At 34.1% G+C, this 24,661-nt stretch carries 19 protein-coding genes and 1 tRNA gene; 3 read left to right on the top strand and 17 right to left on the bottom strand.

The genetic code is table 11. From position 1 onward, the window contains the following. The first annotated feature begins 17 nt into the window (after positions 1–17). The 3 genes from AC4FQ3_RS06350 to AC4FQ3_RS06340 all read left to right on the top strand — a co-directional run bounded on the left by AC4FQ3_RS06350 (position 18) and on the right by AC4FQ3_RS06340 (position 7,046). Complete coding sequence (locus AC4FQ3_RS06350; protein WP_491181283.1) at positions 18–4,013, top strand: hybrid sensor histidine kinase/response regulator transcription factor; 3,996 nt, start codon at positions 18–20, stop codon at positions 4,011–4,013. A gap of 168 nt (positions 4,014–4,181) precedes the next feature. Continuing rightward, complete coding sequence (locus AC4FQ3_RS06345) at positions 4,182–6,620, top strand: glycoside hydrolase family 31 protein (protein WP_491181282.1); 2,439 nt, start codon at positions 4,182–4,184, stop codon at positions 6,618–6,620. Between the two features lie 54 nt (positions 6,621–6,674). Next, a complete protein-coding gene (locus AC4FQ3_RS06340) occupies positions 6,675–7,046 on the top strand; it encodes a helix-turn-helix transcriptional regulator (protein WP_491181281.1) in 372 nt (123 codons plus the stop codon). An 857-nt stretch (positions 7,047–7,903) separates the two neighbouring features. Here the strand turns inward: AC4FQ3_RS06340 and AC4FQ3_RS06335 are convergent. The 17 genes from AC4FQ3_RS06335 to AC4FQ3_RS06255 all read right to left on the bottom strand — a co-directional run bounded on the left by AC4FQ3_RS06335 (position 7,904) and on the right by AC4FQ3_RS06255 (position 24,544). Beyond that, positions 7,904–7,988 (bottom strand) — tRNA-Ser (locus AC4FQ3_RS06335). A 160-nt stretch (positions 7,989–8,148) separates the two neighbouring features. After that, positions 8,149–8,538 (bottom strand): acyl-CoA thioesterase, encoded by a 390-nt coding sequence (locus tag AC4FQ3_RS06330; protein ID WP_042566611.1) that lies wholly within the window; start codon positions 8,536–8,538, stop codon positions 8,149–8,151. 1 nt (position 8,539) lies between these two features. Next, the gene (ribB, locus tag AC4FQ3_RS06325) at positions 8,540–9,670 is read right to left on the bottom strand and encodes a 3,4-dihydroxy-2-butanone-4-phosphate synthase (protein ID WP_042566610.1); all 1,131 of its coding nucleotides are present in this window, start codon (positions 9,668–9,670) and stop codon (positions 8,540–8,542) included. A gap of 2 nt (positions 9,671–9,672) precedes the next feature. Further along, positions 9,673–11,127 (bottom strand): LptF/LptG family permease, encoded by a 1,455-nt coding sequence (locus AC4FQ3_RS06320; RefSeq protein ID WP_491181280.1) that lies wholly within the window; start codon positions 11,125–11,127, stop codon positions 9,673–9,675. Between the two features lie 7 nt (positions 11,128–11,134). Further along, a complete protein-coding gene (gene lolA1, locus AC4FQ3_RS06315) occupies positions 11,135–11,827 on the bottom strand; it encodes an outer membrane lipoprotein periplasmic chaperone LolA1 (protein WP_042566730.1) in 693 nt (230 codons plus the stop codon). Positions 11,828–11,834: 7 nt separating this feature from the next. After that, positions 11,835–14,285 (bottom strand): DNA translocase FtsK, encoded by a 2,451-nt coding sequence (locus AC4FQ3_RS06310; protein WP_491181279.1) that lies wholly within the window; start codon positions 14,283–14,285, stop codon positions 11,835–11,837. Between the two features lie 18 nt (positions 14,286–14,303). Beyond that, entirely contained in the window at positions 14,304–14,678 is a 375-nt protein-coding gene (locus AC4FQ3_RS06305) for a diacylglycerol kinase family protein (protein ID WP_491181278.1), read from the bottom strand. A 10-nt stretch (positions 14,679–14,688) separates the two neighbouring features. Beyond that, the gene (tpx, locus tag AC4FQ3_RS06300) at positions 14,689–15,186 is read right to left on the bottom strand and encodes a thiol peroxidase (protein WP_491181277.1); all 498 of its coding nucleotides are present in this window, start codon (positions 15,184–15,186) and stop codon (positions 14,689–14,691) included. Between the two features lie 585 nt (positions 15,187–15,771). Continuing rightward, complete coding sequence (locus tag AC4FQ3_RS06295) at positions 15,772–16,029, bottom strand: DUF6952 family protein (protein WP_042566605.1); 258 nt, start codon at positions 16,027–16,029, stop codon at positions 15,772–15,774. Positions 16,030–16,133: 104 nt separating this feature from the next. Continuing rightward, positions 16,134–16,442: a thioredoxin family protein gene (locus AC4FQ3_RS06290; RefSeq protein ID WP_007805605.1), complete on the bottom strand. Its 309-nt coding sequence runs from the start codon at positions 16,440–16,442 to the stop codon at positions 16,134–16,136. A gap of 255 nt (positions 16,443–16,697) precedes the next feature. Next, positions 16,698–17,336, bottom strand: coding sequence for a peroxiredoxin (locus tag AC4FQ3_RS06285; RefSeq protein WP_007805603.1), 639 nt, complete (start codon positions 17,334–17,336; stop codon positions 16,698–16,700). A gap of 134 nt (positions 17,337–17,470) precedes the next feature. Further along, positions 17,471–19,084: a glycoside hydrolase family 3 protein gene (locus AC4FQ3_RS06280; RefSeq protein WP_491181276.1), complete on the bottom strand. Its 1,614-nt coding sequence runs from the start codon at positions 19,082–19,084 to the stop codon at positions 17,471–17,473. Between the two features lie 2 nt (positions 19,085–19,086). Beyond that, positions 19,087–19,536, bottom strand: a complete 450-nt coding sequence (locus tag AC4FQ3_RS06275; RefSeq protein WP_491181390.1) for a GNAT family N-acetyltransferase — start codon at positions 19,534–19,536, stop codon at positions 19,087–19,089. A 183-nt stretch (positions 19,537–19,719) separates the two neighbouring features. Beyond that, complete coding sequence (locus AC4FQ3_RS06270; RefSeq protein ID WP_042566603.1) at positions 19,720–20,061, bottom strand: tetratricopeptide repeat protein; 342 nt, start codon at positions 20,059–20,061, stop codon at positions 19,720–19,722. Between the two features lie 21 nt (positions 20,062–20,082). Next, positions 20,083–21,351 carry an MFS transporter gene (locus AC4FQ3_RS06265; RefSeq protein WP_491181275.1) on the bottom strand — a complete coding sequence of 423 codons (1,269 nt, stop codon included), beginning with the start codon at positions 21,349–21,351 and terminating at the stop codon, positions 20,083–20,085. After that, the gene (locus AC4FQ3_RS06260; RefSeq protein ID WP_491181274.1) at positions 21,338–22,909 is read right to left on the bottom strand and encodes a glycoside hydrolase family 10-like protein; all 1,572 of its coding nucleotides are present in this window, start codon (positions 22,907–22,909) and stop codon (positions 21,338–21,340) included. The genes AC4FQ3_RS06265 and AC4FQ3_RS06260 overlap by 14 nt, the downstream gene beginning before the upstream one ends. A gap of 426 nt (positions 22,910–23,335) precedes the next feature. Next, complete coding sequence (locus AC4FQ3_RS06255) at positions 23,336–24,544, bottom strand: anhydro-N-acetylmuramic acid kinase (RefSeq protein ID WP_491181273.1); 1,209 nt, start codon at positions 24,542–24,544, stop codon at positions 23,336–23,338. Positions 24,545–24,661: the final 117 nt, after the last annotated feature.

The raw sequence follows: 24,661 nt of genomic DNA, 5'->3' as shown, positions 1-24,661 counted from the left end.
ATACGAACTTCAAATAAATGACAAAATTATTATTTAAATTTTTGTGGCAGGGGCTGAAAAAAGAAAACGGCGTTTTCCGACTCTCCGTTCATGCCTATTTTTTTTTCTTCGCCATCTTTTTTTCTTTTAGCAGCAAAGTTTTTGCACAGGATTTCTTATTCTCTCCAATTGAAAACAGACACCAGCTTAATGAAGAGAGAATTAGGCATTTTATTGAACTGCAGGATGGCAGAATAGGTGTTTTTACTGAGGGAATGTTCAACTTATACGATGGAGCAGATTTTAAGACAATAGAAATTGACGATGATAATTCTGCTGCTCTTATATCATATAGGGGATTCCATCACAGTTATGTAGAGAACAATCGCATTTGGTTTAAGCATAAAGGAAAGATTAGCCTGATTAATGTCTCTAAAGAAAAGAGTGAATCAAATCCAATTAAAACGCTGCGTTTTTTAGGATTTAAAGGTATCCCGGTTGATTTATTTGTTGATGAAAAAAAAGATATATGGGTAGTAGATGATTTGGGTGCATTACTTTGTTACAATCAGGATTCAAAAAAGGTAGTCTGCTTTTTAAACAAAATTTTTATAAAGGGAAGCCCTGATGAACAACTTTATGATCTTGTTGTTCATCAGCAAAAGGTATATTTAATTTATAAATCGGGATTAATCCGTTGTTTTGATCGCTCCTCATCAAAAGAAATTTATAAACTATCTATTGTCAAAGGTACCTTGGATGATTTTAATGATTGGAATCACACCACGGCGGTTGGTAAATATCTATACCTTGTAAGGTCCGGAATTGCAAAAGGACAATTGATTCGATATGATGCTCAGACCAGGAAATCAAAAGTGTTATTACAAGCCAATACATATTGGCTGAATACCTTTGCAGCAAATAAAAATGGAGACTTTTTCATTAGCTGCAGCAAAGGACTTTGGTATTTTAGAGCGGGAAGTACTTTGGGCAGTTTTTATCCTGAGTTAAATTTAACAGAAAAAGACAAAATAAAAACCGAAGTAAGTACTGTTTTATTTGATTATCAGGGGGGACTCTGGATTGGGACATTAAATAAAGGAATTTACTATCATCATCCGGATCGTTCTCGTTTTAAATATTATCAGAAAAGTAATTTCAACTTAAAAGATAATGACGAATTTCAGGTAAATTGTTTTGAAGAAACTGGTGATGATAAATTGCTTATTGGTACAAATAAAGGACTCTATATAGCCGAACTTCCTCTCAATCATAGTAAATTATTCAAGGTTTTGCTTTCTGAATTGCATTGCTATTCTCTGCTCAAAGATTCTACAGGTAAAGTATGGATTTCGACCAATAAAGGACTTTATGTATTTGGCACAAATGGTTTTATAAAACAATATACAAAACAGCTTACCATTAGTGTTTACCAAACCACTAAAAACGAAATATTTGTCTGCACTGAAGATGGAGTTTTCAAGTGGAATAATTCTTTTCAGTCTTTTGGTCTCTCCTTTTTGAAGGATTCTCCTGCTGATGTATTTCAAATCACCCAGTGGAATCATCAATTAATAGGCATTTCTTTTGATGGCCCTTTTATAATTAATATTTCAGGTGATAAAATTATAAGACCTTTAGCAAAAGGGCATAAAAGAATACCAATGTTCAGCCAAAAAAGCCATAAATACAGTTGTCTTTTATCTGACTCTGATCAGGATTTATGGCTGGGCACTTATAATGGACTGACAATTTGGGATCATAAAAATCAAAAATTATATGAATTAAATACGGATAAAGGTTTAGTAAACAATAGCATTAAGGCGATAGTGGAAGATGTCGATCGTTCCTTATGGGTGACCACCTCACGTGGCGTAAGCCATATTATTAAAAAAAGAGCAGCAAGCGGACTTACTTTTAGAATTGTAAATTATGATAAATTTACCGGAGTCCTGGAATACCCATTTGTGGATCGTGCTGCACTTATTTCTTCAAAGAGTGGATTATTTATTGGAGGAATAGACGGTATGAACAATCTAAAAAGAAATGATGCGAGAGATAATCAATTTGTTCTTAATCCAATATTTATTAATTTCAAATTGTTTGGAAAGAATGTGACGAGTGGACAAAAAATAAACAAAGGGATTGTTTTAAAAAATTCGATAACATCAACAGATACCTTAAAGCTAAAACATGATCAAAACTTTTTTAGCATTGGGTTTTCCGGACTTAATTATGTTAATCAATCACACACTTATTTCAGATATAAATTGGAGCATGTTGATAAGAATTGGCGCAGTGAGAATTCTATATCCGGAATAGGCGAAGCTAGTTATACTAATATATCCCCCGGCCACTATGCTTTTAAGGTGCAAGCCAGTTCTGACGGTTTACACTGGCTTGGCAGAGTGAAAAATCTTTTAATTATCATCGAGCCTCCTATATGGAATACTACTCTTGCCAAAGTGCTTTATTTGGTAATATTGTGTATAGGGATTGCTTTAATTTCAAAGGTTCTTATAAAGCATAATACTTTAATCCGCAAAAGGCAACAAGATCATGCTATAGAAAGAGCAAAGTCAGATTTTATAACCAATATGAGTCATGAATTGCGTACGCCGCTCACACTTATAATAACACCTTTAAAATCATTGCTTGCAAAAGTGACAGATGAGAAAATAAAAAGAGAACTGCAGCAAATTAGCTCCAATAGCGATCTTTTATTGGACACTGTCAATCAGTTGCTTGATTTTAAAAAAATCGATACAGGAGAAGAAATATTACATTGCAATTTTTATGATAATCTTTCATTCATGATTGAATTGTGTAAAGCCTATGTAGCAATAGCAAAGGAAAAAGAAATTGACTTTACCTGGGATATAGACCCGCAAAACGATGATTTGTATCTGGACAGACAAAAAATTACCAGAATAATAATTAACCTGCTTTCTAATGCTTTTAAATTTACAGGTTCAGGAGGTACAGTTAAATTCTCAGCCATAATTGACAATTTGGATAAAGTTCTGATAATTTCGGTTGAAGATTCAGGAATTGGAATTCCTAAGATAGAAATAGATAATATTTTTAATCGTTTTTATCAGGCAGATAATCAAAATGAGATAGCAACAGGCAGTGGTATAGGCTTGTACATGGTAAAATATTATGCAGCAATGCATGGCGGGTGGGTCAGCGTAACAAGTAATCCAGAGCAGGGAACTTGTTTTAAGGTACTATTATCAGTGCTTAAAAAAACGGAATTGAAGTCTTTTGAAGGAGAAGTAGCAACAAGAAAAAATATACTTATTGTTGAGGATCACATTATTTTTAGAGGCTATTTGCTGGATGAATTGAAGAATTATTATAATGTGATCACAGCCCATAATGGGGAAGAAGGTTTAAAAAAAGCAATAATGCATGTTCCGGATCTTATCGTAACAGATATGATGATGCCTCAAATGGATGGTCCAGAATTAAGCCAGGCGATTCGAAATACGATTGCCGTAAGTCACATTCCCATTATCATGCTTACGGGAAGAACCTCTGATGAAGCCCGATTTGAAGGTTATAAGGCCGGAGTCGATGCTTATATGGTTAAACCCTTTGATATTAATTTACTGATACTTCGAATTAATAAACTACTGGAGATAAACGAAGCCAGACGAAAAACGTTCATTAATAAAAAGGAAGTGCAAATTGATGCCTTAACAGATAATCCAATTGATCAGGAGTTTTTAAAACGTACTTTTCAGTGTGTCTTAGATAATTTGTCGAATTCTGATTATACAGTAGAAAAGTTCAGTGAAGATATGAATATGGATCGCACTGGTTTATATCGAAAACTTATGGCACTTACAGATCATTCTCCCACAAATTTTATTCGTACTATTCGATTAAAAAAAGCAGCCGAATTACTATTGGATAAAAAACTGACGATTGCAGATGTATCTGATCAGGTAGGTTTTAATAGTATTTCTTATTTTACTAAATGCTTTCATGAAGCTTTTGGTAAAACACCCAGCCAGAGCAGAGGGTAAAAATGTTTCAAAACAGTAAATGAATTATTTTTAATACGCTGATTTTTTGTGTTTTGTGATAAGTATTATCTGATTTCAACATTAGTTATAATTATTTCAACATAGTTTAAAGACTTTAAAAATGACAAAAGTTATTTTTATTGCACTAAACTATTTAACCCAATTGAAATGAAAATTATTTACTCTTTATGTACTGTGCTGCTTTTTTGCTTTCATAGTAATGGGCAGAAATTCCAGAAAACCATTCAAGGAATCAAGACTATCGCCAATGGAAATAATATAGAAATACAGTTTTACAGTCCTGCTATCGTCAGGGTTATTAAATTTCCGGAGATGAAGAATTTTTCAAAAGAAAGTCTCTCGGTAGTTTTAAAGCCTGCCAAAACTGCTTTTAGTGTCAAAACTCTTGGCAAAATTATCTTTTTAAAATCAGATCAATTAACTGTTAGTATAGATACTGATTCAGGAAATGTAGCATTTGCATCCTCTAAAAATGAATTATTAAAAGAAAAACCTCAGGGAACGAAATTTGAAACTTTTGATGATGCAGGAGTAAATACCTTTACAGTCACACAGTCTTTTATCTTAGATAAAGAGGAACCTATTTATGGTTTGGGACAACATCAAAACGGAGAATTAAATCAAAGAAATCAAAAATATCATCTCGAGCAGGGTAATGTTGATGATGCCGTGACTTTTTTTCAATCAATAAAAGGATATGGACTTTATTGGGATAACTATTCTCCAACAGAATTTAAAGATGATGCCACCGAAACTTCTTTTAAATCGATTGTGGGCGATGCTGTTGATTATTATTTTATGTATGGAGGTAATGCAGACGGGGTAATCGGAGAAATGCGGGAATTGACCGGAAAAGCACCAATGTTTCCTTTGTGGACCTATGGCTTCTGGCAAAGTAAAGAGCGATATAAAAGTCAGAATGAATTGGTAGATGTCGTTAAAAAGTATCGTGAACTATCAGTACCCCTTGACGGAATAATACAGGATTGGCAATATTGGGGCAACAATTATTTATGGAATGCAATGGAGTTTTTGAATCCTGAATTTTCAGATCCAAAAAAAATGGTTGATGAGGTTCATAATCTTAATGCTCATATGATTATTTCGATTTGGTCTTCCTTTGGTCCGCAGACAAAACCTTATAAAGAAATGGATCAAAAGGGCATGTTATTTAATATTAAAACCTGGCCGGAATCTGGTTCAGAAATATGGCCTCCAAATGCAGATTATCCTTCAGGAGTTAGAGTATATGACCCATACAATCCTCAGGCGAGAGACATTTATTGGAAATATGCCAATAAAGGATTATTTTCTCATGGTATTGACGGCTGGTGGATGGATTCTACAGAGCCGGATCACTTTGAGCCAAAACCCGCAGATTATGATACAAAAACATATCTGGGATCTTTTAGAAAAGTGCGAAATGCATATCCTTTAATGACAGTGGGCGGAGTTTATGACCATCAGCGTAAAACTACATCAGACAAGCGTGTATTTATTTTAACCCGATCTGCTTTTGCAGGCCAACAGCGCTACGGTGCCAATACATGGTCTGGAGATACAGGTTCGAGTTGGGAAACACTTCGTAATCAGATTCCGGCCGGATTAAATTTCACCCTTACAGGTATACCACATTGGAATTCAGATATAGGAGGTTTTTTTGCAGGAGCTTATAAACAAGCATGGAATGAAAGATCAGGAGCCAAAAATCCGCTTTATCAGGAATTGTACGTGCGTTGGATTCAATTTGGCACTTTTAATTCAATGATGCGTTCTCATGGCACCGATGTTCCAAGAGAGATTTATAATTTTGGTGTAAAAGGTGAACCAATTTATGATGCAATAGAGAAATTTATTAATCTTCGTTATGCGCTTCTTCCTTATATTTATTCCACATCATGGGAAGTTACAAGCAAGAAATCCAGTTTTATGCGGGCATTATTTATGGATTTTCCAACTGATAAAAAAGGATGGGATATTAAAGATGAGTTTATGTTTGGCAAGTCAATCCTTGTAGCTCCCGTTGTCCACGCACAATACACTCCGGAGAAAATAGTAAAAGTAAACGAATCAACAGGCTGGGAACAGCAAGGAGATAAAAAAAATACAGAAAAAACAACTGTAGACTTTACAGCAGAAAAGTCAAAAAATGTGTATCTGCCCGCTGGTACACATTGGTATGACTTCTGGACAAATGAGAAAATTAAGGGAGGTCAGGAAATTATAAGAAAAACAGCCATCGATATGCTGCCAATTTATGTAAGGGAAGGAGCAATTATTCCCTTTGGTCCCAAAGTACAATATGCAACCCAGAAAAAGTGGGATAATTTGGAGATAAAAGTATATCCGGGCAAGGATTGTTCTTTTGTGCTTTATGAGGATGAGTTTGATAATTACAATTATGAGAAAGGATTTTATTCTGAAATTGAATTTTTATGGAATGAGGCATCAAAAATATTAACGATTTCAAATAGAAAAGGACAATATACCGGAATGCTAACCAGTAGAAAATTTACTATTGTAATGCCAAGTGGAATGACAAAGATTATTAATTACAATGGTAAAAAAGTGGAAGAGAGATTTTAGCGATAATTGATTACGGTTATTTTCTAATACTTCTACTTATAAATCCAAATTCAAATGCCGGGAAATATAAACGAAAATATAAAAAGAATCAGGGAACTAAAAGAGTACACTCAGGAATATATGGCCTTAATGCTTAACATTACCCAGACGAGCTACAATAGAATTGAAAAAGGCAAAAGTCCTCTCACTTGTGACAAATTAGAAGAGATTGTCTCTATTTTTGAAATGGATCTTATTAGCATTATAAAGTTTGAAAGCAGTCTGTATATTAAGAGCGATTTTATAAAGTCTAAGGCGCCTCTGGAGCAGTGCGATCTTTCTAAAATAGAGATACTCTACAGGGATAAAATTGCACTTCTGGAGAAACTGCTTGCTATAACAGATAGAGAGCTTATAAAATATAAGGACAAATATAAATGTATTTAAATATTGGTTTTTGACAGTTTTTTAGTAATGCAATGTTTCATGATTTAAAAACATTATCGTTAATTATTACTATAAGTTATATTTTATATCTAGGACAACAACTATATAATGCCAAACTACCGTATTTTTACAAAGTTGGGTAACACTTTTCTATATTGCTGAAAAGGTTTCGGCGATTTGCCTGTTTAATTTGGTAACAGAAGTTAATAATATGATTAATTCTATCATTAACGCTAATTCGGATTTGATTCTGATAATCATTGCTATTGCCTACGGATACTATATCACCATGGTAAAAAAGAACAAAAAGTAAGCTCTTTAAAGTACTTACAACTTTATAAAACAGATAGAAGCATAAAATGGAAGATTATGTTTTTATGGACAGCCGTCTTGTATTTCATGCAAGGCGTTTTTTTTTGTGATATGCATTTTTACATCAGATTTAACTTTGCATAGGCATATAGAAAATGGCTCTCAATACTAAGAAATAGCTCACTCCGCAGTTTATCTCTCAAGTCCCTTATCATTTGCTGCTATTTCATCATTATGCTTTCGAAATTCTTCCAGTACTTGGTTGTACTTTTATAAAGATTAAAAAAATTACTTTTTTATTTTTTTGGTGAAGTATATAAAGTTTCGAACTAATTCCATAAGCCTAAATTTTGCTGAGTTTCTAGTTTTCAAAAAACCCATGTACCACGAATGCGCCACAAAGATTTTGCGCGATTTTATAAATATTGAAAAGCGGTATAAAATAAAAAACCCTGCAAATCGTTGGATTTGCAGGGTTTACCGCTTTTTTTAGGCTTTTTTGAAAACTTTGAAAATCTTGTTTTTCCTTTGTTTTCGGGCCTTCGCGGAGAAAGAGGGATTCGAACCCCCGGACCTGTTACAGTCAACAGTTTTCAAGACTGCCGCATTCGACCGCTCTGCCATTTCTCCAATATGTTGCGATCATTTGCTGATTGCGAGTGCAAATATAAGACCCTTTTTCGGTTCTCAAAACTTTTTTTAAGCTTTTTTACTGATTATTTTAAATTAATTTTCAAGTGCTTCATAATCAGTATTTATTTTAAAAACATTTTTACGTTAAATAACGTGATTAATCTAAAATTGGTGTTGGTTTCTTGTTTTCATCAACTGCAACAAACGAAAAAGTTCCTGAAACTACCGTTTCACGAAGCTCCGAATACATCTGTTCCATGAAAATATCAACGTGAATTTTACAGCTGGTTCTTCCTACGCTATCAACTTTTGCAACTAATTCGATTAAAGTTCCGGCCGGAATTGCTTTTTTAAAATCAATTTGACCAGTTGAAATCGTCACAACTTTCTTTCTGCTGAATCTTGTCGCACAAATAAAAGCCACTTCATCCATAAGATGAAGCGCAGTTCCCCCAAATAATGTATCATAATGATTTGTAGTACTCGGAAAAACTGCTTTAAATATATGGGTCTCTGCCTTTGAAATTCGTTCTTCTAAAGTTCCCATATTAGTAGCTTACGTATTCAGTGATTTCAAGACCATATCCAATCATTCCCACACGTTTTGTTTGTTCCGTATTAGAAACTAGTCTAATTTTAGAAATATCAATATCATGCAGAATTTGAGCTCCAATTCCGTAATCTTTACTGTCAATTACAATTTTTGGTGCTTTCAATGTGCCATTAGACTGTAAAGCTTTCAGTTCAGAAATTCTGTTTAGTAAGTTTACAGCAGACATATCCTGATTAATAAAAATAATGGCACCTTTGCCGTTTTCATTAATCACCTTAAACATATCGTCTAATTGCTGTTCTGCATTATTTGTCAAAGTGCCTAATAAATCATTATTTACCTGCGAAGAGTGAATTCTTGTTAAGATAGGTTCTCCAAGATTCCATGTTCCTTTCGTTAAAGCAATATGAATTTGTTTATTTGTCGTTTGTTCGTAAGCTCTTAATCTAAAAGTTCCAAAACGGGTTTCAATATCAAAATCCTCTTTCTTAACAATTAAACTATCGTGTTGCATTCTGTAAGCTACAAGATCTTCAATCGAAACTAATTTCAAGTTAAATTTTTTAGCCACTTTCACAAGTTCCGGCAAACGAGACATCGTTCCGTCTTCATTTAAAATTTCACAGATTACACCAGCTGATTTAAATCCTGCCAATCTTGCAAAATCAATTGCCGCTTCCGTATGTCCGGTTCTTCTTAAAACACCACCTTGTTTGGCTACCAAAGGAAAAATATGCCCAGGTCGTGCCAGTTCATGTGGTTTTACATTTGCATCCGTTAGAGCCAATACTGTCTTTGCCCTGTCTGCAGCTGAAATTCCTGTTGTTACTCCATGTCCTTTTAAATCTACAGAAACTGTAAAAGCAGTTTCCATATGATCTGTATTATTAGTGACCATTGGTCTTAAATCCAATTCTTTACAACGGCTTTCTGTTAATGGAGCGCAAATTAATCCACGTCCGTGTGTAGCCATGAAATTGATCATTTCCGGAGTTACTTTTTCGGCTGCAGCCAAAAAATCACCTTCATTTTCACGATCTTCATCATCGACTACAATGATTACTTTACCTTGACGAATATCCTCTATAGCTTCTTCAATGGTATTAAGTTGTATTTTTGTTGACATAATTATTGTTTGTTTTGAGCGGGAAAAAAGCGCTCGGAAATTTTTTGAAACAGTTGTGATATTGGAGTTGTAATGGCATCAAAATTAATTAATCCATTGTCGTTTGTGGCACGATATGTTAATAAAACCGCCAACGGCAGTAATATAAAAGAAGACATCCATGAGCCCATAAAAGGAGTCATACCACCTTCTTGCGAAAGTCGTTTTCCAAAAGTGTTAATAAAGTGGAATGTAATAAAAATCAAAACGGCAAATACAATTGGTAAACCAAGTCCGCCTTTACGGATGATAGCGCCCAATGGGGCACCAATAAAAAACATTAAAAAGCAGGCAAAAGCAATTACAAATTTCTCGTATAATGCGCTTAAATGTTTATTGATATCTCTCTGTTTATCTTTTAAATCTTTTTGAGTCGACTCGATAGAGTAGATGTTACTTGTAACAGTACTGCTCGCCATTTTTAATATATCAGACTTTTGTTTGTTGGTATACAGAGATAAAAGATCATTTGGTAATGCCTTTTTCTTTTTGTCTGTTTTTAAAATTTTAGGAGAAGCTTTGATTCCAACACGCTGATTTATATTTTCTGAAAATGAAACTATTTCGTTATTCAGGTTTTTATTTAAGGAGTCTAAAGTGTAGCGTAATTCATTTACATTCAACATTCCGTTTGTACTGTTTACGCTTGCCTGGTTTTCATCAACTTTGTTTAGTTCAGATAAATCAATGTTGATGATTTGTTTTTTAAAATCACTTTTTATAAAAGGAAGTTTTGAACGATCTTCATATTTTTTTGGAGTTACATCCTGATAATAATAACCGTCATTTAAAACAAGTTTTAAAATACTCGATTTTTCATTACTGATTAATTCACCATCTTTAGCTTTTATAACAGTTTTGTTTTCGCCAAAACTATTTGCTTTTTCATGAATCGTAACACCAGTTAAAATGTTTCCGTTTTCGCCTGATTTTTTGTTTACCTTAATATTATATGTTCCAACGTCGTTAAACTGACCTTCGGCAATAGCCATAGCGGGCTTGGCCTGAGCAATGTTTTTTCTGAAATTGACAAATTTATATTCAGCATACGGAATCACATTATTGGCAAACCAAAACGCAACAATACTTAATACGAAGATAAAAATGATTAAAACCCGCATCGCTCTTTGCAATGATATTCCCGAAGATTTCATGGCTGCAAACTCATAATTTTCGGCTAAATTTCCGAAAGTCATAATCGACGACAGTAAAACCGATAAAGGTAAAACCAACGGAATAATTCGAGGCATTGAGAAAAGAAGGAACTTTATAACCAATATCAAATCTAGGTCTTTACCTGCTAATTCAGAGATAAAGAGCCATACAGTTTGAAGAATGAATATAAAAAAAAGGATTACAAATACCGTAGTAAATGTAATCAGAAATGTTTTTAGTAAGTATTTGTCTAAAATTTTCAACCTTGGTTTAATCTAATTTGTTGATGTAGTATTTTGGATATTTGCTCGCTACAAAGGTAAATTGATTTTTTGATAAAGGCTGATTGGTTTTAAAAGAATTAACGGTTAAAGTGGTTTTTGTTCCATTTTTTCCTGTTTCAATCAAATTATAGATGTGTTTTGTTTGTACATCAATACCTAAAAGAATCTCTTTTCTTTGATCTTTGGTGTTTGTAGGTGCTAATTTAATGTATTGAATTTTTCTTCCTTTTACATTTTGAACAATATCCATATTGTATTTGTATCCGGAATTAAAGAAAGTAAGCATTTTTGAAGGCGTAATAGCATTATCGTCTTTTTCGTTTACTTTTGAAATAGTAACTTCTTCATCTTCAGGAACAATAGTATACGTTTTTTGCCCGTCAAATATTTTAGTAACGCCCATGAAATTCAATACATATTGATTGCCTTTCATTACAACATTTCCTTTGCTGTCCTGATTGATATTTTCTTTAGCATTGTTCAAAGAATATTTAAAGTCAATAGCAATATTGTCGTAACTTTTTATTTTGGCTGTTACCTGGTTCAATAAATCCTTTGCTTTTTTATCCTGAGCCTGAATAGAGGTAAAGCTCAAAAGAAATAAAAGTGCTATTTGTAAGCATTTTTTAGTCCTGTTTTTGATAGAATTGTTGTTGATTTCTTGAATTTTTGCTTTCATGATAGAATTAATTTTGTTCATTGTTAAAAAATTGATCAAGAGCACTTAAATCTAAGATGTTCACACTACGTGCTTTACTGCCTTCAAACGGACCAACAATACCGGCTGCCTCCAGTTGATCGATCAAACGACCTGCTCTGTTGTATCCTAATTTTAATTTTCTTTGCAATAAAGATGCTGAACCTTGTTGTGCGTTGACAATAATTTCAGCGGCTTCTCTAAATAAAGTATCTCTTTCGGAAATATCTATATCAAGATTAATGCCATTTTCTTCTCCAACAAACTCCGGAAGCAAATATGCTGTGGCATATGCTTTTTGTGAACCAATAAAATCTGTAATTTTTTCAACCTCAGGTGTATCAATGAAAGCACACTGAACACGGGTTACATCATTTCCATTTGTATATAATAAATCTCCGCGACCAATTAACTGATCGGCTCCCTGAGTATCCAAAATTGTTCTTGAATCAATTTTTGAAGTTACTCTAAAAGCAATTCTCGCGGGGAAATTCGCTTTAATCAAACCTGTAATTACGTTTACCGAAGGTCTTTGTGTTGCGATAATTAAGTGAATACCAATAGCACGTGCTAACTGTGCCAAACGTGCAATTGGAATTTCAACTTCTTTTCCTGCCGTCATAATCAAATCGGCAAACTCATCGACAACTAAAACTATGTAAGGTAAAAAGCGATGTCCAGCTTCGGGATTTAATTTTCTCGATTTGAATTTTTCGTTGTATTCTTTAATATTACGCACCATTGCATCTTTCAACAATGAATAACGATTGTCCATTTCAACGCAAAGTGAATTTAACGTGTTCACTACTTTTGCATTGTCTGTAATAATCGCATCTCCTGCATCAGGAAGTTTGGCTAGATAATGTCTTTCAATTTTATTGAAAAGCGTAAGTTCTACTTTTTTCGGATCGACCAAAACGAATTTTACTTCTGCCGGATGTTTTTTATATAAAAGCGAAGTTAAGACCGCATTTAATCCAACAGATTTTCCTTGTCCGGTAGCTCCTGCCATCAATAGGTGAGGCATTTTGGCTAAATCGACAACAAATGTTTCGTTTGAAATTGTTTTTCCCAAAGCAATTGGAAGTTCCATTTCAGCTTCCTGAAACTTTGCTGAACCGATAACGCTTTTCATCGAAACCATCGTTGGATTCTTGTTTGGAACCTCGATACCGATTGTTCCTTTTCCTGGAATTGGCGCAATAATACGAATTCCTAATGCCGAAAGTGATAATGCAATATCATCTTCTAAACTCTTAATTTTAGAAATCCTGATTCCTGCTTCCGGTACAATTTCATATAAAGTTACCGATGGACCAACGGTAGCTTTAATCTGTGCAATTTCAATTTTGTAGTTACGAAGTGTATCTACAATTTTGTTTTTATTTTCTTCTAATTCTTCCTGATTAATCGTGATCCCGCCCGTCGAATATTCTTTTAATAGATCGATGGTTGGGAATTTATAATTCGATAAATCCAAAGTTGGGTCAAATAAACCAAAATCAGCAACCAGACGCGAAGCCAGATTTTCTTCGATAATATCTTCCTCTTCCGGTTTTTCGATAACCAATTCGTCGTTGTGAGCAGGAGTTTCCGTTACCGGATTTATATTCATCTGAACTGGTTTTAAAACCGGATTTAAATCAATTTCTGATGAATTTGTAATAGTTGGTTTTAAAGCCTCTTTGTTGATTTCGAATTGAGTATCTTCCGTTTTTAAATGAATATTGTCTAATTCAGGATCTTCTTCCTCAATAGCAAATTCTTCTAAATTATAGGCGCTTTCCGCTTGTGGCGGCGTATTCAAAGAGCTTAATTCTGTTTTAAATTCTTTTTTAGTTGAATCGAAATACGATTGAATTTTCTCCGGAGATAATTTTATTTTGAAAATCAGATAAACGATCAATCCGAAAAGCAAGGCTAGTAAAGTCCCTGTTTTCCCGATGTAATCCTGTGAAAATAAGTTTAATTCATAACCAATTGTTCCGCCCAATTCAGGTGCAGAAGTAGCAAAGAATCCAAATAATATGGATACAATAATAATAGCAAATAAATCCCAAAACCAGATATTTTTTAGCTTTCTAAGTGATAATTCCAAAGCCAGAAACATTCCGGTAAGGAAAAACAATCGCACAAGTATAAAAGATGCGATTCCAAAACCTCTGTATACAATTAAATCGGCAAGATAAGCGCCAAATTTCCCTAGCCAGTTTTGTACTACTTCAGATCGATCATCAAGCTGGCTAACAGCGCTTTGGTCTAATTGCCATTGTCCGTTGACATAAAAAGAAATAAATGCAACTAATAATGCAATAGAAAATAATATCAAAAGACAGCCCATAACAAAACGTTGTTGTTTGTTAGGTCTCCAAGATTTTAAACTCTCAGCTTTTGGTTCGGTTTTTTTATTTACAGTATCTTTTTTGGTTGTTTTTGCCATTCTTGCGTTTAGTATTGCCTATATAAATTTGGGTATATAAATAATCAAGCCTATTGCTATTGCTGTCATTGCGGCAAAAAATACCGCTCCTGCAGCAATATCTTTGATAAAACCGATTCTTTTGCTGTAATCAGGATGAATGAAGTCGGCAATTTTTTCTACAGCCGTATTCAATCCCTCAATGCTCATTACTAAACCGATGGCTAATACCTGGAAAAGCCATTCAGTTTGTGAAATATTAAAATAGAACCCCGCAATCGTCATGATAATTCCCAAAGAGAATTGAACCATAATGCTATGCTCTGTTCTTATAAGTTTAACAGCTCCGTTAAAAGCATAAGTCATGCTTTTTAATCGACCTGTTACAAAAGTATTATCTTTTTCAAATGCCATTATCGGGATATTATAATGCTGCTAAAGCTGCTTCGTAATTTGGTTCGTTTGCAATTTCAGCAACTTGTTCTGTATGCAGCACTTTTCCGTTAGCATCAACTACAATAATCACTCTTGAGTGTAAACCAGCTAAAGGTCCGTCAACGATTTCTAAACCATTTGTTTTACCAAAAGAACCTTCTTTAAAATCAGATAAGTTTACAACATTCTCTAATCCTTCAGCTCCACAAAAACGTTTTTGTGCAAATGGTAAATCTCTCGAAATACATAAAACAGTTGTGTTTTCTAAATTGCTTGCACTTTCGTTAAATTTTCTAACAGAAGTTGCACAAGTTCCCGTATCAACACTTGGGAAAATATTTAAAACTAATTTTTTACCAGCAAAATTGCTTAATGAAGCTACTGATAAATCATTCTGTACTAATTTGAAATCAGCAAGTTGTGAACCTACTTTTGGTAATTCTCCTGATGTATGAACTGGATTTCCTCCTAATGTTATTGAAGCCATGGTGATTTTTTTTAATGAGGTTCAAAAGTAAGGATTAATATTTGAATCTAAAAGTATTTGTTAGGCGTTGTCATCACAATTAAGCTAGTTATAAGATAACGAATAATTTGGGGTTTTATGTTATAAACGTTCTGATTTTATCTTTGTGGTTTTGTGTCGATATGGAACGCGGATGAGGCTGATTCGCTTTGCGAAAACACAGATTAACGCGGATTTTTTTGTCTTTGCGAGGAACGAAGCAATCTCACTTGCTAAATCACACTTTGTCTTATTATTAGTGCGGTTACTTTCGCCCCGGCGAATACGTCTTCTTCGAAATGACTTTGCTTACGTTTATCTTTGTCAAAGTTTAAAACTTTGACAAAGATTCTGTACATCGTTTTGCCCGCGAGAGGGATAGGAGCAAACTACCGAAGTAGTGCGGATAGCCCGACAGCATTAGGGAAAGGGGCGAATAAAGCCATGCTAAATTAGCCCCTTTTTCTAATGATGTCTCGCCCAAATAATTAGGCATAAAAAAAGCGCTCCCTTATTCAGAAAACGCTTCTTAAGTCATGTTTTTATTCTCAGTAAAAAGATAGCCGATTATTTATCGATCGAACCTAAAACACGTTTCATGAACGCATTTAAAGCTTCTTTTTTGTCAGTACCCTGAGATACCATTTTGTGTACTTCAAGTGCACCGTACATATTTGAAATCAATTCGCCAATTACATCCAATTCTTCATCTTTTAAAGACGGAATCTCAGTCATAGCTTCCAAAACTTCAATAGTTTCGATGATATAATCCTGATCGTTTTCTTCGATAAATTGCGTTAATTGCTTTATTACAGGTAATTTCATTTTTCTGGATTTCTTAGATTTTTAGACATTAGACTTTTTAGACTTTCTTTAATTTAGGACAACATCTAAGAAGTCTAAAATCTAAGCTAGTCTAACTAATCTCATTATGCAATTGCGTTTACCAAGTCGATTAAAACTTCTTGTTTGTTGGTTTGAGTTTCTCCAACCAATTGTCCGTTTACGAAAGTAGCGAATGTTGGCAAGTTGCTCACATTGGCTAATTTTCTTGATTCCGGAGAATTTTCAGCATCAACCAAAACAAAAGTGATAGCTTCATTTTCTGTTGCTAATTTTTTGAATTTTGGTTTCATAATACGGCAATTTCCACACCATGAAGCTGAATATTGTACTACTACTTTTTCGTTTTTAGCAACTAAATCTGCTAACGTATCTTCGTTTAAGTCGATTAACATACCTTTTGATTTAAATTCCAAATTTTTTAAATTCCAAATTCCAACTCTTACGATTGAAACTTAAAAAAATAAATATTGAAATGTTATTTTTTTAATGAAATTCCAAGTTTATAAATTCCAAATTCCAAATCATGCGATTGAACTTAGAAATGTTATACCTGAAATGTTATTGATTTTTGAATTGAATTTTCCAGTTTTTAAACTCCAAATCCCAATTGGAATTTGGAATTTAAAAATTTGGAATTTTATTTTTTCTTAGTTAGCACTAAGGTATTCAGCAGTACTGATTCTGTCAGCAGACATAGCTTCTTTACCAGCTTCCCAGTTTGCAGGACAAACTTCTCCTTTTTCCTGGATGTGAGTGTAAGCATCAACCATTCTTAAGTATTCGTTTACGTTACGTCCTAATGGCATATCGTTAACACTTTCGTGGAAGATTTTTCCAGTTTCGTCAATTAAGTAAGTAGCTCTGTAAGTTACGTTTGAACCTTCGATGATAACTGAATCAGTTTCTTCGCTGTATTCTGTAGTTTCAATATCTAAAATTCCTAAAATGTTAGATAAATTACGGTTTGTATCAGCAAGGATTGGGTAAGTAACACCTTCGATTCCACCGTTGTTTTTTGGAGTGTTTAACCACGCAAAGTGTACTTCGTTTGTGTCGCAAGAAGCTCCGATTACGATAGTATTTCTTTTTTCAAATTCTGGTAATGCAGCTTGAAAGGCGTGTAATTCAGTTGGGCAAACAAAAGTGAAATCTTTTGGGTACCAAAACAATAATACTTTTTTGTTGTTGTTTACTGCTTCTTCAAAAATGTTGATTTTTAAGTTATCACCCATTTCTGAGATAGCATCTACTGCAATACTTGGGAATTTTTTTCCTACTAAAGACATATTTTTCGTTTTAAGTTAAATATTTATTTAGTGCAAAAGTAGGGCATAAGTAAAGCTAATTACAATAAGATGTAATTATTAATATTTATTAAGTAATAACTTTTAGTTATGATGATGATTGATAAAGTTGTAAGTTATTGAATGTCAATATTTACGGGTAAGCTTCCTGAATAATTTTTATTTTCAAGAAGATAAATTCCTGCAATTTTTTGAAATTCGTCAAAATCCTGATACACCTCGATTAACCCTGAAGCCTTAGACAGATTAGGAATTAAGGGTAAAACATACGGATTTCCAAAAACATAAATAACACATTTTTTGGTTTGAAGCAATTCTGAAAGCAAAGCAAAAACTTCATCATTAACTTCAAAGTTATTTAAAGGTTTTGCCTTCGGAACAAATAATGAAATAAGGATCGTTTCGAAATTTTTCAGTTCTTTCTTTATGGATGCAATATCTGAAACTTCCAGATTTTCAAAAGCAAATTCTGCTGAAGGTAATTTTGAATTTAAGGTTTTGAAAAAAGTATTCTCAACATTTTTATACAAACTCAATTTCGCTAATTGATTGTTTTTTTGAGATCCAAAAATTAGTTCAGAAATAGAATGATCAATAACTTTTGTAATACAGTTTTCGGCAATTTCAAGATTTAATTGAGATGCTTTTTCGAAATTTAACTCGCCTGTTGCGGTAAAAGAATTATTTAAAAGTCCCACTTTTTCTTTTGCATTCCTAATTCTATTGAAACTTTCTTCGATACGATCCGGCGAAGCATTTTTAAGAATGGTTTCAATTCCTTCCGGAACATTTTCTGCAAAGCACAAAATATCATTTCCGGCGTTGAAAGCTTCCCATTCCAATTCGCCTTTTTTTTCATACAATTTAGAAACGCTGTGCATGTTTAAGGCATCAGAAATTACTAAACCATCATAACCTAATTTCTCGCGTAAAAGCGTTTCGATAATAGGTTTTGATAAAGTTGCCGATGTGTTTTTTCCGTCATTCAAACTCGGAACCGCCAAATGTCCAATCATTATGGAGTCGACATTATTTTCAATTCCTTTAATGAACGGATATAATTCATTTTCTAATAATTCTTCCAGAGTTTCATTTAAAACCGGTAATCCCAAATGCGAATCGACATTGGTATTTCCGTGTCCGGGAAAGTGTTTCAGACAGCCTAAAATACCAACTTCAGACATTCCTTTTAAATATTCAACAGCAAAATCAGCTACTTTCTTTTTGTTTTCACCAAAAGAACGGTACCCAATAACCGGATTATTTGGATTATTGTTGATGTCTGCCAAAGGCGATAAATTGTAATGAATTCCGGCCGCTTTAAGATCTAAACCAATTTGTTTTCCAACTTCGTAAACCAAATCAGCTTTATTTTCCGGCAAAGCGCCAAGTGTAATGGCGTACGGATATTGCGGTGTTTTTTCGATACGCATCGCCAAACCCCATTCGGCATCAATACTAATTAAAAGGGGAGTAGAAGCCGCTTTTTGGTAGCGAATAATTAAGTCTTTTATTTTTTGATAACTGTCATCATTAAAAACAACTTTTTTCTTGCTTTCATAATTCGTTGCAGCACTCGCCCGACTGTGAAAAAAAGTCAATCCGCCAATGTTGTGTTCTTTAATCAAACGTTCGGTTTCCTGAATATTTTCTTCGGTATCGTTTATAAAAACAGCAGGGAAAAAGAATTGTCCCACTTTTTGTTTTAATGCTTCGGCTGTCATTTTCATTATTATAAAGTCTTTTTCATGCAAACACTATTATCCATTTTTTCATAAGGAGGATAATTCGGAATTATACTGTAACCTGATTTTTGGTATAAAGCAATCGCTTCGGGTTGTTTTTTTCCGGTTTCTAAAACTGTGTAAGGATATTTAATTTCTGCAGCCCAGCGTTCTAATTCGGTTAAAACCTGTGAGGCAATTCCTTTTTTTCTATGATCCGGATGCACGTACATGCGTTTTATTTCGACCGAATCAGTTTCTTTTTCTCTAAAAGCGCCACAACCTACGGCAATGTCATTTTCATAAAAAACAACCACATGTTTTATTTTATCAATTTTATTAAACTGGTTATAAAAACTGTGATCTTCTCCGTCTCTGATCGCTAAATCTTTGTCTAATAAAGCAACAAGCTTTACAAAATCAAGATCATCAGAATTCGTTCTTTTTAAGGTAATCATCATCAAATAAAAAAAATAGTAATTATTTCAAAACAAGTTCAATCATTTTTACCATTACAGCTATTAAGTTCATAAAGCTGACTTAAATAACTTAATATCTTAATGGTAAAAAGAAAATTAAGCTTAATTTTTTAGAAAATCCGTTACGCTCTCACTAAATAATCAAAGATATTATTTGATATATTACTTCAGTTTTGCTTTCTTTTGTTTGGCTAATTGTTTCTTTGTTTCAATTGCTTTCTCCAATCGGTTTTTAAAACGGAAAAGTTTTGGTAAACCTTCCAAACGATCTTCAAGCGTGATTTCTTCAAAAACAACAATTGCTTTTTCTAAAACCCGAATTTCGTTGTCGATATCGTTTTGGTTTTTGTAGATCGTAGCCAATCTATCGTAAGGATGATTTCCTTTAAAGCTTTCCGCGACATTTTCTTCATATACTTCAATTGCTTTTTCAAAATTTCCTTCCTTTTCGAACTCAGCGCCTTTTAGGTTGCGTTCGTTTTGCAAATTTTCATTGATTTCCATAAGTAAGAGTTTGATTTGGGGTTAAACTTCTTCTGATTTTTTCCCAAAATCTTTTGGGAAAATTAAAAAACGGGACAAAATCAACCCCGGAATTGTCGCCAGCAGAACCCAGATAAAAAAGTGCTGATAGCCTAAATATTGTTGTATATAACCGCTTAACATTCCCGGTATCATCATTCCTAAAGCCATAAATCCGGTTGCAAGAGCATAATGTGCTGTTTTTGATTCTCCTTCGGCAACATGTATTAAAAACATCATAAAACCTGTAAAACCAAATCCGTAACCAAATTGTTCTAAAATAACAACGGCGTAAATATAATAAATAGAAGAAGGGTGAAAAAATGCCAGCAAAATAAATCCGATAATAGGAAGGTGCATCGCTAAAAACATAGGAAACATCCATTTGGTAAGTCCTTGTTTCGAAATAGCAATTCCGCCTAAAATTCCGCCCAGAGTTAAAGCGCCAACACCAAAAGTTCCGTAAATTATTCCAACAGCTTCTGTGTCTAAAGCCATTCCGCCAATATCTTTTCCATCTAATAAAAATGGACTTAGCATTTTAAGCAATTGCGATTCTCCTAAACGAAACAACAAAATAAAAGCCAATACCAATCCGATTTGTTTTTTCTTAAAGAAACTCACAAAGATAGTGGCGAAGTTTTGGTGGTGATCTTTATTGTTTTCAACCGAATTAATTTCATTTCTTGGTGTAAAAACAAAATTGTAAACCGTTATTACAGTCATTAATAAACCAACAGCAATCATCGTATACGACCATGCTTTTGTATTATCTCCGTATTTATGTTCTAAATATCCGGCAAACAAAACGATTAATCCGTTTCCGGCTAAAAGAGAAAGTCGGTAAAAAGTACTTCTGATTCCGAGGAAAAAAGATTGTTGTTCTTTTGGTAAAACCAACAAATAAAAGCCGTCGCTGGCAATATCATTTGAGGCTGATGCAAAAGCTGCAACCCAAAATATCGCCAATGTCATGATGAAAAATCCATTGGATGGAACCGTAAAACCTACTAATAAAAACGCAATCGAAATAAGCAATTGCATCGATAAAAACCATTTTCTTTTGGTTCCGTTCAATTCAATAAACGGACTCCAAAGTGGTTTTATAACCCACGGAAGATATAATAAACTGGTGTAAACCCCAATGTCTTCATTAGAAATTCCGAGATTTTTGTACATGATAACCGAAACGGAAATGATGACGGCGTAAGGCAATCCAGACGCAAAATTTAAAAGCGGAATCCAAAACCACGGAGATTTATCTGTTTTCATTCGGTTGTGCAGGTGTATAGATTTTAAATGTCTTTTTTGTGTCGATAGTAGTTGGGGTACTTTCGTTCGCAAAATAATCAATAAAAGTTACAGCGCAAGCTTTATACTGATTCATTTTTTCTGCAGGGATAGAAAATGAGATCGTACCGTCGATTTCATGCACCATAATCTTGTCAATAATTTGTGTTGCATCGTTGGTATTGATTCGCGAAATATGATCTGCACCGTAAACAACGATATAACGAACTTTGGTATTTAACGGCGATTTGATGTTGAAATAATATTTAAGACTGTCTTTTGAAAATTCATTTACCGTTGGAATATCAATTACAATACGCTTTAAATTAGGAACTGCCGGCGGAAGCGCAGGATATTTATATTGATTTTCTTCTAAAAGACGAACGATATCGAAGTTTTTGGTCATGAACCATTTTGAACTAAAATAAGCGCTTCCGCCCACTTTTTTGAAACTTCTGGCATAATCAATCTGTGTTGGAATTTCACTTACATAATTCCAGCTTTTGTCGCCATCGCCTCGAATTTTGTATGAAGCGTGACCAATATAAAGTGCCGTATTATTCGAATTTTCAGACCACCATTTTACTAGTTTTGAGTAAGAAGCACGTGGATTATTCATGCTCCAATACAATTGCGGCATAATATAATCGATCCATTTTTGGTCCATCCATAAAACAGGATCGGCATATAAATCGTCGTAATTGGAAGTCGATTGTGTCTCAGAACCTTTTGGATCCATCGATTTGTTTCGCCAAACCCCAAACGGACTAATTCCGAACTGAACCCACGGTTTACTTGCTTTTATTGTTGTAGAAATCGTATGCACAAAATTGCTCACATTCGCACGACGCCAATCGGCAAGGCTTAAGCCTGAACCGTATTTTCTGAAAGAAGCCGTATCGTTAAATACTTTTCCGGGAACGGTGTAAGGGTAAAAATAATCATCAAAATGAATCGCATCGATATCGTATTTATCCACAACTTCTTTTACCACTTTCGTTAAATGCGTCTGAACTTCAGGCAAAGCAGGATCGTAGTATAATTTCCCACCATATTCGATCATCCATTCCGGATGTTTGAAAATGTCGTGTGTTGGACTCAAAAGACCTTTGTTTAAATCGAAAGTTGCACGATACGGATTCATCCACGCATGAAATTCAAAACCTCTCGAATGCGCCTGCTCAATCATCCAAGCCAAAGCATCATAATACGGAGCCGGAGCCTGTCCTTCTTTCCCGGTTAAAAATCGCGACCAGGGCGCTAGTTCCGAAGGATAAAAAGCATCGCCAACACTACGAATCTGAACGATTACGGCGTTGTAATTTAGTTTTTTATAAGTATCTAAAATCTCGATAAAATCTGCTTTTTCTTTTTCTACGTTGTCAACGGCAGTTTTTGGCCAGTCGATGTTGACAACCGTTGCAATCCAGACACCTCTAAATTCATTTTTGGGATGCGTCACTTTTTCCTGCGAAACGGCATTCCATCCAAGGGTTAATAAAAATAGGAGAGAGTATATTAGGTGCTGATTTTTATGCATTTCAATCTTTTTTAAACAGAAATCAAAAATAGTTTTTTTAGCGGACTATAATAAATAATTAAGAAATTATAATTTGTATGCTATTTGTTTGATTTTCATGTATTTGTTTTTGAATAAATTTACGATAAATATTAATAATGTATTGTGTGTTGTTTTTTTTGCCATGAAGGCACAAAGGCACAAAGCTTTTTATAAAAAAAATCTGCTAAATCTGACCAATCTGCGTGAGAAAATTTTAAGCCACGGATTATAATATTTCACGCAGATTTAAAAAGATTTAAGCAGATGTACACAGATTAATTTATAAAAATCTAAAATTAGATCTGCCTAAATCTGTAGAATCTGCGTGAAAAAAAATAATTCACGAAAATTTGTGCAATTTGTGGCAAAAAAACTTTGTGCCTTAGCGCCTTCGTGGCAAACCATTTAATCAGGAAAAGAAATTTTACCCATACTAACAGAAGGAATTCCTTTTTTTGTTCCGAAATTAAAATCGCCGCCCGCAACCGTTTCATTGGCTAAAAGCGCAAATAAAACTGCTTCTTTCGCATCGCTTAAAATGCCTAAATCGTCGCTTTTATAAAATTCGCAAGGCAATAATTCCTTCAGCCATTTTACCAATAATGGATTATTTGCGCCGCCGCCCGACATATAAATCTTGAAATTTTCAAGTTCATACGAAGTATTTTTTGCGGCAAACTGAATCGCTTCGGCAATTGTTTCTACGCTAAGCCTCGTTAAAGTGGCAAGCAAATCTGGTGCCGAAATATTTTTAAGGTTTGTTTTTACCAATGCATTTTCGACAAAACCTTTATTGAATAATTCCTGACCAATTGTTTTTGGGAAACTTTTGGTGAAGAAAGCATTGCTTTTTAATTCCGTTAAAAGCGTTTGATTTACCGTTCCTGTTTGGGCAATTTCGGCATCTTTATCGTAACTTTTTTCGGGGAAATAATTTTTCGTAAAAATGTCTATTAACGTATTTGCGGTTCCGGTATCGGTTACAAAAACTTCCTCGGCATTTTGTGAAGCGGGCAAATAAGTAAAATTCGCAATTCCGCCCATGTTGAGCATAATGCGGTTTTCGCCTTTTTTACTAAACAATAAATAATCGCCATAAACGGCCAAAGGCGCGCCTTCGCCACCTGCAGCAACATGTTTTTGCCTGAAATCAGACAAAGTGATAATTCCGGTTTTTACCGCAATATGATCGCCGTCGCCAATTTGCAAAGTAGCATTGGGAAATTTTTCCTGCTGATGCAAAAACTTCGGCGCGTGCAAAACTGTTTGTCCGTGTGAGGCAATTAAGTCGACTTCGTGCGCGGGAATATTCCATTTTTCGAGAGAATCGTTGACCATTCCCGCATGCAAAATCCCGATCCATTCGTTTAATAAAGCCAAATGGTGAAAATCGATCGTTTTCTGTGCAAACACTTTACGGATTTCGGTTTTAATCTCTTCGGAATAATCGATGGTTTCGAATTCCAGAATTTTCACAACCGTTTTTTCGCCCGCACCAGAAATGGTACAAAGCGCAATATCAAGTCCGTCGAGCGAAGTTCCGGACATTAAACCTATTATTTTTCGGGTCTCTTTTTGAGCGATTTCGTAAAGAGAGCGTATATTTTTATTCATTAAAATGAAGTTTTAGAAAAGCAGTTTTATTTGATAACGCTAAAATCAGATTTATTTGCATATAAATATAATGAAAAAGGAATTTTTTATTTCTAAAATTCACTAATTCGGAAAAAG

It is taken from the genome of Flavobacterium sp. AK-345 (assembly GCF_058310175.1).
This window is presented reverse-complemented; position numbering and strand designations above follow the sequence as displayed.